The sequence below is a fragment of the Bacillus sp. SRL337 genome (genome assembly GCF_984799155.1).
Map to the genome: position 1 here is coordinate 3,490,258 of NZ_OZ481793.1, position 11,474 is coordinate 3,501,731.

At 43.2% G+C, this 11,474-nt stretch carries 10 protein-coding genes; all 10 read right to left on the reverse strand.

Features of this window, described 5'->3' with window-relative positions; all coding sequences use genetic code 11:
• Window positions 1–306: 306 nt before the first annotated feature.
• A complete protein-coding gene (dnaI, locus tag AC4E8A_RS17720; protein WP_490194906.1) occupies window positions 307–1,239 on the reverse strand; it encodes a primosomal protein DnaI in 933 nt (310 codons plus the stop codon).
• 10 nt (window positions 1,240–1,249) lie between these two features.
• Window positions 1,250–2,641: a replication initiation and membrane attachment family protein gene (locus AC4E8A_RS17725; protein WP_490194908.1), complete on the reverse strand. Its 1,392-nt coding sequence runs from the start codon at window positions 2,639–2,641 to the stop codon at window positions 1,250–1,252.
• A gap of 81 nt (window positions 2,642–2,722) precedes the next feature.
• Window positions 2,723–3,178 (reverse strand): transcriptional regulator NrdR, encoded by a 456-nt coding sequence (gene nrdR, locus AC4E8A_RS17730; RefSeq protein WP_490194910.1) that lies wholly within the window; start codon window positions 3,176–3,178, stop codon window positions 2,723–2,725.
• A 96-nt stretch (window positions 3,179–3,274) separates the two neighbouring features.
• Window positions 3,275–3,628 carry a cytosolic protein gene (locus AC4E8A_RS17735; protein WP_490194912.1) on the reverse strand — a complete coding sequence of 118 codons (354 nt, stop codon included), beginning with the start codon at window positions 3,626–3,628 and terminating at the stop codon, window positions 3,275–3,277.
• 593 nt (window positions 3,629–4,221) lie between these two features.
• Window positions 4,222–4,602 carry an adenosylmethionine decarboxylase gene (gene speD / locus AC4E8A_RS17740; RefSeq protein WP_490194913.1) on the reverse strand — a complete coding sequence of 127 codons (381 nt, stop codon included), beginning with the start codon at window positions 4,600–4,602 and terminating at the stop codon, window positions 4,222–4,224.
• Window positions 4,603–5,192: 590 nt separating this feature from the next.
• Entirely contained in the window at window positions 5,193–6,215 is a 1,023-nt protein-coding gene (locus tag AC4E8A_RS17745; RefSeq protein ID WP_490194915.1) for a glyceraldehyde-3-phosphate dehydrogenase, read from the reverse strand.
• A 164-nt stretch (window positions 6,216–6,379) separates the two neighbouring features.
• Window positions 6,380–6,982: a dephospho-CoA kinase gene (coaE, locus tag AC4E8A_RS17750; RefSeq protein WP_490194917.1), complete on the reverse strand. Its 603-nt coding sequence runs from the start codon at window positions 6,980–6,982 to the stop codon at window positions 6,380–6,382.
• 23 nt (window positions 6,983–7,005) lie between these two features.
• Complete coding sequence (gene ytaF / locus AC4E8A_RS17755) at window positions 7,006–7,638, reverse strand: sporulation membrane protein YtaF (protein WP_490194918.1); 633 nt, start codon at window positions 7,636–7,638, stop codon at window positions 7,006–7,008.
• Between the two features lie 332 nt (window positions 7,639–7,970).
• Window positions 7,971–8,795, reverse strand: coding sequence for a DNA-formamidopyrimidine glycosylase (gene mutM / locus AC4E8A_RS17760; RefSeq protein WP_490194920.1), 825 nt, complete (start codon window positions 8,793–8,795; stop codon window positions 7,971–7,973).
• Between the two features lie 23 nt (window positions 8,796–8,818).
• Window positions 8,819–11,446: a DNA polymerase I gene (gene polA, locus AC4E8A_RS17765; protein WP_490194921.1), complete on the reverse strand. Its 2,628-nt coding sequence runs from the start codon at window positions 11,444–11,446 to the stop codon at window positions 8,819–8,821.
• Window positions 11,447–11,474 lie beyond the last annotated feature (28 nt).

Below are 11,474 nucleotides of genomic sequence, written 5' to 3' on the forward strand. Positions count from 1 at the left end.
CGCTCCCCCCTTTAAAGCCAAATCCCTGCTTTATATATATGGGGGGCTGGGACAAATTAGAAGCAGCTAGTCCAAAATTCCTTTAAAAAGCGTTTGAGCTTTGCTGTATTTAGAAACAGGATAATCATTTCTCCCGCATCGGTGCGGTTCTCAGGGGGCGGCATAAAAAAAGCATCCGGAGCGGAGATCAACAGAATACATTTCAAGACCACCATATCCAAGAAGAAGAGTACAAAATAAAAACGATTCACCTGCTCCTTTCTTTAATAATCAATATAAATAAAAGCAGGAAATAATCTCCTGCTTTTATTCTCTCCTATTGACACCATCCAGCAGGACGGGCTTTGTCAGATACCTGATTCTTTCCATAATTCTTGCGGCCTTCATCTTTTCCTCTTCACCACGCTGGGAATATGTCAGGTGGTGCTTTAGGCCGTCATAATCAAAGTTTGAGGTGAAGAAAGTCGGGAGGTTCTCAAGCATGCGGAACTGTAGAATGGTTCCAAGTATCTCGTCTCTCACCCAGCTTGACATCGTTTCAGCACCTATATCGTCAAGCATCAGTACAGGTGCCTTCTTGACTGCGTCCAGCTTTTCATCCATCGAGTGATCGTTAAGGGATTGTTTCATTTCCCTGACAAACTCAGGCATGTACACCAAGAGGGAAGACACTTTTTTCTCTGCAAGCTGATTGGCTATAGCACCGAGAAGATAAGATTTCCCGACTCCGAATTTACCATGCAAATAAAGGCCCTTTTGAGTCCTTCCAGCTTCATAGTTCTCAACAAACTCGTTGGCAAGATCAACTGCTTCAAGCCTGCCGGGCGAATCAAGCTCCACATTTGAAAAGGAGGCCATCAAAATATCTTTTGGGACATAAAGGCTTTTAATGAGCTTTTCTGATTTCCGTTTTTCGTCATCCATTTCTTTCCGCGGGCAAATATGATACTCGATATCAATCAGGCTCCCCCTGATGACCAGATGGGGATCAAAGCCTTTCATCATATTTTGACATTGGCCAAGACTTGGACAATCCACACATTGTTTACTTTGAGAAATGTATTCATATAATTTCATCATACTGTTGTCTATCATGGTCCTAGTGACTTTTCCCTGATTAGTTTCAAGAAAATGCTTAACATAATCGTCCCGCAAAATCTCCTGTCTCATCTTTTCGTATCTTTCTTTAAAGGCCTGTGAGCCGGCAAGCTTTTTCAGGGTTTGATTGATGGGTTCCACTTTTCTCCACCTACTTTCGGTATTTCTTCAGTTTTTCTTCCAGCTTACGTCTCTGTTCTTCAAAATCAGCATTACCTTGGGCTGGGTCATTTGTTTCTTTTGCTGAAGTTTCCTCGAACCAATCCGGCAGTTTTTCAGTACGTACAGGTTTTTTATAACTCTTTTTAGTATTCTCTTTTTTCCCTTCCGCCCACTCAAGATACTGTCTATGTTCATTTTTTGCAAGGTCCATGGCCTCTTTGGCTGACGCAACCTTTTTCCGCACCCAATGGGAAGCGATTTTTTCCAGATATCCTTTTGTAAGCTTCATGTCGGTTTTCAGTAAGACATACTGTAAAAGAACATTGGTCACCCCTGTAGAAAGCTTTTTGGAAAACATGACCTCCTCTATGGCCTTCAAATCGCTTTTCGCAGGTTCAATCCCGCCTGAGATATCTTTCAGCACATCTGTAGGGGAAGTCGTTTCCAGGTATTCGATCAATTCTTCTTCCTTTGATGCAGGCTGCTTTTTGGAAGAAGCTTGTGCCTTTTGTACTTTTGGCTGCAAATCCGGAAGGGGATCACCTGCATTCTGCAGCTGATACCAATCCCTTGCCGCTTTCCGAAGTTCTTCAATATTAATCTCATCTTCTTCGGTTAAAGCACTCAGCACCACGTTTTTCATTTGCAGGGGATCGATACTGTACAAGCAGCTAAGCTTGGCCACTGTTTCTTTGACATTAGGTGTAAAAGCCCGCCTTGGGACCATGTTCTGTGAGAGCCCGGCCATCAGCAGATCGAAATCAAAGTCGATAGTATCAACCGGAACCCCTGCAGGGCTCTTCGGATCTGTGAACTTTCCTTCCGCAGGTAATGAGCTTGCCTTCTCTGCATCTTCATCAAGCAAGTTGATGGATTGACTTGAAGCATAAACATCCTGAAATGATCTTGTGACATCTTGGTATAAGGAATAATCAATGTCCTCATCACAGAAGAAGTTCTTCAAGCGGTTAAAATGGGTTTTGCCGATTTTCCGAAAGAGGTAGACATTCAGCATACCATCTGTAAAAAACTGCTGCGGGGAAAGCGGCGGCTGAACCTCATAGATGAATTCCCTCGGGTCACCTTCCTGTTTCACATAAGTCTTCAACAGCCCAATTCCTTCTAACTTTAGGCGGGCTTCGTAAATATCAGGCAAATTGGAAGATAGAAAATTCATCAGGTGATAATGTGTAGATTGTTCCGAATTCAACCTGTATTCCTCTACTTCGCTCAAAAGGGTCATGTACAAACTGAAGCAAACCGGACCTATTAAAGGCTGATACAAGAAGGTAACTGCTTTCCGCTCGTATTCCTGAATGATTCCATTCAAACAGACAGTATACCGGTCAACAGGCTGAATTTTATTCCAATGATTCATCATTCTAATCTCCCTTACTTTTCCGAAAACAATGACTTGCAACAAAGAGAAAAAGAGCCAAGTTGTCCCTCAGCTCAAACATAATCAGTCTTTTTTAATTAAATCCTTCAATTCATCTATAAATACATTAATGTCTTTAAACTGACGGTAAACTGATGCGAAACGGACATACGCCACCTCGTCCACTTTAGCCAGCCTGTCCATCACAAGTTCACCGATTTTTTCGGATGGCACTTCCGAAGAACCTTCGTTCCTCAATTCTTTTTCAATATCGCCAGTAATGCTGTCCAATGTATCCAGGGAAACCGGGCGCTTTTCACACGCTTTGACAAGACCCCTCAGCATCTTCTCGCGGCTGAATTCTTCCCTCGTCCCTTCCTTCTTCACCACAATTAGAGGAAACTCCTCGACTTTTTCAAATGTGGTAAACCGGTAAGAGCACACCTCACATTCGCGCCTTCTTCTGATTGAGCGTCCTTCATCAACCGGACGTGAATCCACAACTCTGGTTCCATTATATTTACAAGATGGACATTTCATAATATCAGCTCCGATATTCTTTGTAACAGTCGGACTGTCTTATTCTATTCTCTACTTAAATAATATAAAATTGAGCCTGTATGCACAAGATGGGATCTATACCCTTTTCAGTCTGCTGTTCAATACATTGTAATAAGAAATAATTTCCTGTCTCATTTTTGCATAGGAGCCGGGCACCTTCTTCTCAGCGCTGATTTTGAAATCAACGGCAGATTCAAACGGGGCAACATTAATGGCTGTAACCACGATGAAATATCCCGGGAAACCGCGTTTCTCCACAGTCACCTCACCGCGCTCCCTCGACTCTCCAATGACTCTATAGTCACTTGCCGAGAACAAATCCAGCACAGCCTGGAATACCTTGTCCTGGGCAGATTTATAATAATGCGTTTTCAGTTCCTTATCTGCAGTTGAATCAGATGTTTCGATGTCTGATTTGAAAATAGTCATTATGGATGAAAATACTCCCAAGTTCCTTCCCCCGCAATCTTCATTAAGCCTCACCTGTTTATGTTCTGAGACTTATCTATTTTTCCGAAAAAACATTCCTATCCTTATTGTACCTAAATTCCTTAGTTAAAAAAAGCATTCACTTCACAAAGAAGGAATACGAAACGTTTTTCTGATAGTGTAATGTCCTTTAAGTCAAAAACACAGGGAACAATTGCCAGTAGGATTGGGGCGGAAGGTGCTTGATCTCATGCGAGAGGCCACCAATCTGTACGGCGCTGAACGGCCGCTTGCGCTTTTTATCAATCCAGCTTCACCGCCTAGCCCCTCGGGGTCATAAGCCCATCCGTCAGGAAGGTTAAAATGCAACCTTCCCGCCGGCTCGTCTTATGCCTGTCGGGGCTGATCAAGGCGCTTGCGCTTTTTATCAATCCAGCTCCACCGCCTAGCCCCTCGGGGTCATAAGCCCATCCGTCAGGAAGGTTAAGTGCAACCTTCCCGCCGGCTCGTCTTATGCCTGTCGGGGCTGATCAAGGCGCTTGCGCTTTTTATATAAAAAAGAGCCGTTCTATTCAATAGAAGGCTCCGTGATTTTATAATGCATTCACTTTTGATTGTTTGACTTGCACAGGACCCATGCCGCGCGGTAATTCGATATTCTCACGCGTTTGTGCATTTAGGGCTTCAGCAATATAATCAGCAGCGATATTAGGATCAAGTTCTCCGCATGTATATACATCAATGCTGGCATAACCATGCTCTGGGAAGCTGTGGATTGTCAAGTGAGATTCTGAAATGATGACCACTCCGCTTACACCTTGTGGAGCAAACTTGTGGAAAGCCACCTCACGAACTTCTGCACCTGATTTCAATGCAGCATCTACAAACGTTTTTTCAATCTCATTTACATCATTTAACTTGTCAAAATCGCAACCCCATAATTCAGAGATTACATGTCTACCCATTGTTTCCATTTGTTGTTTCCCCCTTTGACATAATTTTTTTCGTCAAAATGAACCTATCCTTCAGCAACATAATAACTACCACGGGGGAAAGTTAGTCCGAAGAGGTCCTAACCCTTTAAGTAGTTAACAATATTTACAATTGCGTTCAAGAAGTTCACGAAAAATAGTATACTTTGTTTATTTCAGATTTGCAATAAAAAACGCAATTATTTTCCCGCAAAAATTTTTCTTCAATCAAGGACCTCTGAAGGCTTATTCTGAAAGGCTTTTTAAGCATTCAACGCTGACTTGACTATCGGCTTCCTGCGATTCTCCCCGTTTCATCAGCACCCTCAACATGGGTTTCCCTCTTAAAAGTACTACACGCTTTTATTTTTCTATTAAACTACGAAAAATGGCAATCGACCTATTATTGAGAAGTTTCTTAGTTTCTGTTACTGAGGGTTTCCTTCTTCATTACCCGATTTTATTTCCGGTTATCCACTGTAACATGGTGTTTCAGTACCAAGCCGGCTTTTTACACGTGAATCTTACCAGAGAGAGTCCACATTTCCTGTGCACACAAAAAACCGGGGAGATCCCCGGTTCATCAAGATGTCTTATACGTTTACACTTGCTTTCATTTGTTGCGCTACAAATTTTGTAAGGTCGACAACCCGGCAAGAATAGCCCCACTCATTGTCATACCATGCAAGGACCTTTATTTTACGGTCACCGATGACCATTGTCGACAAGCCGTCAATTATGGCCGAATGCGGATTTGTGTTGAAGTCAATCGACACAAGCGGTTCTGTCGTGAATTGCAGGATTCCCTCAAGAGAACCTTGTGATGCTGTAATTAGCGCTTCATTGATTTCTTCAGCCGTGACGTCCCTCTTCACGTCTACAACGAGGTCGACAAGAGATACGTTCGGTGTCGGAACGCGCAATGCCATGCCGTGAAGTTTTCCTTTCAATTGAGGAAGAACCAGCGACAAGGCTTTAGCAGCACCTGTAGTCGTCGGGATGATGGACTGCCCGCAAGCTCTTGCTCTTCTCAGGTCTTTATGGGGATTATCAATGTTCTTTTGATCATTCGTGTAAGCGTGTACGGTTGTCATAAGTCCATTTTCAATACCAAACTGTTCATCGAGCACCTTCGCAACAGGCGCAAGGCAGTTTGTTGTACAGGATGCATTTGAAATAATGTCATGGTCTCCAATTTTTAGAGCGCTTTCATTTACACCCATAACAATTGTTATGTCTTCATTTTTGCCAGGTGCAGTCAGGATGACTTTTTTCGCACCAGCTTCAAGATGCAAGCCTGCTTTATCTTTAGAATTGAATTTTCCAGTTGCCTCTATGACGATATCAATCTCAAGTTCTTCCCAAGGAAGTTTTCTCGGATCACGATTATTGATTAACTGAACACGTTTATCATTCACAATGATGGCGTCCTCTTCTGTCGATACATTAGCATCGAATATTCCGTGATTTGTGTCATACTTAATAAGATGAGCAAGAGTCTCGGCAGGATAACTTGCATTAATCGCTACAATATCAATATTTTCATCCAGAACAGCCTTTCTGAACACCATTCGACCTATACGACCAAACCCATTTATTGCAATTTTCGCCTTCATTAATCTGGCTCCCCTCTATATAAACGTTATACTGTTTGTGTGTATCAATTAGCAATAGTATAACATATTCACAAAAAAGGTGAATGATAAATTCGCATATTTTAAATGATTAATTATTCTGATTTTTGATATAAAAAAATAAAAAAGAAGCATCTCAGCTCCTTTTAAGGTTCCAGGTTCCAACTGGCAATCAATTCATCCAGCTGTTCTTCTGTGTATTCAATAGTGCCCCTGTTATCCAAAACAGTTTCGGCAAGCCCCTTTTTCTCCTCTAAGGACATTTGGGATTCTATCCGGACGATTGCTTCTGCCTCCTGCAGGGAGTTTCGCTTCATCAGCCTGGTTAACTGGGTTTCCCGATCAACATACACCACTATGGTTTTATCAACCATCCAGCTTAAGTTACTTTCATACAGCAGAGGGATATCCATGATGACTGTCTTCTTTCCGCTTTTAAAAGCTTCATCCTTTTCATCCAGCATGTGTGCTCTCACAGCGGGGTGGACGATGCTGTTCAGTTCTTTTCTCCGTTCTTCATCATGAAAAATAATATCACCGAGTGCTGCACGGTTTAACGTCCCATCGGGATAGAGGATGCTCTTGCCGAATATCTCAATGATTTTTCCGAGTGCAGGTTCCCCAGGCTCAACGACTTTCCGTGCAGCCTCGTCAGCATCTACTACTGTAAACCCTTTTTGAATAAGAAGCTTTGATACCGTGCTTTTTCCACTGGCAATTCCTCCAGTAAGGCCGATAATTGACTTCATTATCAGTCATTCCTTTCTTTACTTCAAAACCGCAGCACGCCAATTAATATTAAGAGCACTCCGGGTAAAAAGGAAACTTTTTGTACCCATCCCATATGGGCGAAACTCTTTCCGATTTTTAAACCTGCCGACAAAAAGACCATGCTCATCACCATCACCGTTAAAGCAAGCAATAGTGGGGAATATCCTAACAATGCTGCACCGAGGCCGGCACCAAATGCATCGAGGGAAAGGGCGAGCCCCAGCATCACTGCTTCCACACCTGTGATTGTTCCTGACCTGTCAAAATCAGCAGCCGTCGGCCTTTTAAAAATATTTATGACGAGCCCGATCGATTCGATTTCAAAGTTAAATAAGATTTTCTCTTCATCAGCAGCAGATTCTTTGCCTGACCGAAAAAATTGCAGAAGGACAAAGGCGCCGAGGGCAATTAGAATGAGCCCGCCAATCTTATCTGCAATTCCTTCAGGGAGGATATTTTCCGCCGTCCCTCCTATAGCCATGGCGGCCAGAAGCGTTCCTGCAGAACAAAATGAAATGATCAAAATGGATCTTAATGGAATTTTCATCTTTCTTAGTCCATAAGTAAGCCCCGTACTAAAACTGTCAAGACTGACCGCAAACGCAAGCATCAATAACAATAGTGCTCCACTCATGTTGAAAAGCTCCTCCTCCGTACACGATCAGGAGTGTAAAAAAACAGGAAACTCCTCCTGCTTTTAAGTAACCCTCCATACGCTAAAAACTACGATAGTATATGGAGAGAGCTTATCAATTGTTAAGAACATATTTTATTCTGCACAGCAGAGTGGCGGTACGGCCATCAGGGTCTCTTCAAATCATACCCTTTAGGGGCATTATAGTGCTGAGATCAAAGGGCATATGCCTATAGTACTTTCTTATTCGCCCATTCGCATTTGATCTCCCCGGGTGAAGTGCTAGAGGTGAAGTGCTATAGTACTTCCCTCATGCCGCTCTATACAGCCCTTTACTTTTGGCAATTTGAACAAAAGTGGGTTCCCCTGCCTGCCGTGACGTTTTTTTCGATAGGTTTGCCGCAGTTTCTGCATTCTTCATTCTTTCGGCCATAGACATACAGCTGCTGTTGGAACATACCAATTTGGCCTTGTGAATTTACGTAAGAACGAATGGTACTGCCGCCTTGTTCCACCGCTTCGCTTAATGTATCAATAATTTCTTTGTGAAGCCTCTTCATTTCTGTTTTTTTTATCGATGTTGCCTTTCTCGCAGGATGAATCCCGCTTCGGAAAAGCGCCTCATCCACGTATATGTTTCCAAGCCCCACTAAAACAGTCTGGTCCAGCAATACTGCTTTGACAGCACGCTCCGTTTTGGCGAGTTTTCCAGTCAGGTATTCGACAGTGAATTCAGGAGAAAATGGTTCTGGCCCAAGCTGGGATAGAGGCAGGCTCAGCCTCTCTTCCCCTTTTGGAAATAAGTGCATGGTCCCAAACTTCCGGACATCCTTATACCTTAATTCTGAGCCATCTTCAAAATGGAAAATAACATGAGTGTGCTTCTCTACTGGTTCATCACTTAGGAACACTCCATACCTGCCTTCCATCCTCAAATGGGAAACAAGGGAAAAATTGTCTGTTTGCAGTACAAGGAATTTCCCCCTGCGGTCGACCCCCTGAATGGATTCACCTTGAAGGGACAACTTGAACTCTTCCGCTTCATCGGGAAGCTTGACCATTTTCGGCCAAAAAACAGATACGGTTTTAATTCTTTTACCTGTAACCAATTCCGCCAGGGTTCTCCTGACGGTTTCCACTTCTGGCAGTTCCGGCACTCAGTTCACCACCCAGTTTTTCATTATTTTGCATCATACCAAGTAGGTCCGTATGAATAATCCACTTTCAATGGTACATCCAGTTCTACTGCATTTTCCATTACATCAGGTACAATTTCTTTTAATCGTTCAATTTCTTCTTCCGGCACTTCAAAAATTAATTCATCGTGCACCTGCAGCAGCAGGCGCGTCTGAAGATTCTCTTTTTCCAGTCTATCAGCCATATCTATCATTGCTTTCTTGATGATATCCGCGGCACTTCCCTGGATTGGAGTATTCATCGCTGTCCTTTCAGCAAAGCTGCGGAGATTAAAGTTGCGGCTGGTGATTTCCGGTATATATCTGCGTCTGTGCAGCAGGGTTTTGACGAATCCTTTTTGTTTCGCTTCACTGATGATGTCATCCATATACTCCTTGACTCCAGGGTAACTATCCAGATACCTCTGAATGAACTCTCCCGCCTCTTTCCTGGTGATGCCCAAGCTTTGGGAAAGACCGAAATCACTAATACCATAGACAATCCCGAAATTGACGGCTTTAGCATGCCTTCTCATATTGGAAGTGACACTGTCTGCCTCTACATGGAAAACATCCATGGCTGTTTTCGTATGAATATCCATCCCTTCGTTAAAAGCCTGAATTAATTTCTCATCTCCCGCAATATGAGCCAGGACACGCAGTTCAATCTGTGAATAATCAGCGGCGAACATCAGCCAGTTTTTCTCAGATGGCACAAATGCCTGCCTGATTTTACGGCCTTCTTCAAGGCGGATAGGAATGTTCTGCAGATTCGGATCCGTAGAACTCAGTCTCCCCGTTTGAGTCAGAGCCTGATTAAAGCGGGTATGGACTTTGTTGTTGTCTTCATGAATCACTTTCAATAGGCCTTCAATATAGGTTGACTGCAATTTACCGAGCTGGCGGTAATTCAGGATATGTTCGACAATTTCATGCTTGGACTGCAGTTTTTCAAGAACATCTGCTGACGTAGAGTACCCAGTCTTTGTCTTTTTGATAGCCGGAAGCTCCAACTTTTCAAAAAGAATGACACCTAGCTGTTTCGGTGAATTGATGTTAAATTCTTCACCGGCTAATTCATGGATTTTCTTTTCCATCTCATCAAGACGGTTTGCGAGCTCCGTCTTCATTTTTTTCAAGCGGTCCACGTCCACAGCGACACCCGTATATTCCATATCAGCCAGAATGATGGCCAGCGGAAGCTCGAGGTCCGTAAACAGCTGGTACTGATCGTTTTCCTTCAACGCAGCTTCGCATGTGCTCTTCAGTTCAAAGACAACATTCGCTTTTCGTGCCAGATGCTCTGCCAGTTTTTCTTCAGCTGGCACCTTCCGTTTTGCCCCTTTGCCGTATACTGCTTCGTCCGATTCAATGGCAGAAGCACCGTGCCTTTTGGCAACAGAGGCGAAGTCATCGGCTGATTCAGCCGGATTGAGGATATAGGATGCAATCAACAAGTCGAAATCGACACCATTTAGTTGGACACCCTTACGTCTTAAAGACACGATGGACCTCTTGGCATCATATACCGACTTCTGGATGGTTGCATCAGCGGCCCACTCTTTGAATGCTTCGGAAGAAAGAGCCGTTTCCAGTGTGAAGAAATAATTGCCTGTTTTATTTCTCATGCTGATTCCAACAATATCACCATTGAAGTAATTGTCTTCCATTACCTCAATATACAGAGATGACTCTTCTTTTAGGTGATCCTCTTTTACTTCAGTTACTATTTCAAAAGAAACATCCTGCAAATCCTGCTCTTCTTCCACCGTTTCGCCCATTTTCTCCAAAAGCGAGTTGAAGCCTAATTCTTTAAAAAACGCTTTAAGCTTCTTATCATCGCTTCCTTCGTAATTGAGTCCCTCTACAGTGACCTCTATCGGAGCTTCCCGGAGTATGGTGGCAAGTTCTTTACTCATGATGGCCTGATCTTTGTTTTCCTCAAGCTTTTCTTTTAATTTCTTACCACTCACTTCGTCAAGGGATTCAAGAAGTTTTTCAATTGTTCCAAACTGCTTCAGCAGCTTTATCGCTGTTTTTTCCCCTACACCGGGTACTCCTGGAATATTATCGGAGCTGTCACCCATCAAGCCTTTCATATCAATGATTCTGTCTGGAGTGATTTCCCACTTCTCCATGATATGTTCAGGTGTATACATTTCAATATCCGTGATCCCTTTGCGTGTGATGCCCACTGTTGTGGTTTCAGAGCTTAGCTGCGTCAAATCCTTATCCCCGGAAATGATTTTAACTTCGTAACCGTCTTTTTCTGCCTCCAAGGAAAGGGTCCCGATAATGTCATCAGCTTCATAATTCTCAAGTTCGTACCTTGGGATCTGATAGGCATCAAGCAGTTCCCTGATATAAGGGAATTGCTCCGAGAGTTCCGGCGGCGTCTTCTGCCGGCCGCCTTTGTATTCGCCAAAGGTTTTATGTCTGAATGTGGTCTTCCCCGCATCAAAAGCGACCAGAATATGTGTCGGTTTTTCTTCTGACATGATTTTCTGCAGCATAGTGGTAAAACCATAAACGGCATTCGTATGTACCCCTTTATCATTGTTCAATAAGGGCAGTGCAAAAAAGGCACGGTAGGCAATACTGTTCCCGTCAATCAGAACTAATTTTTTTTTCATAATGAACCTCCCTGGTAAAGGTTTTTGT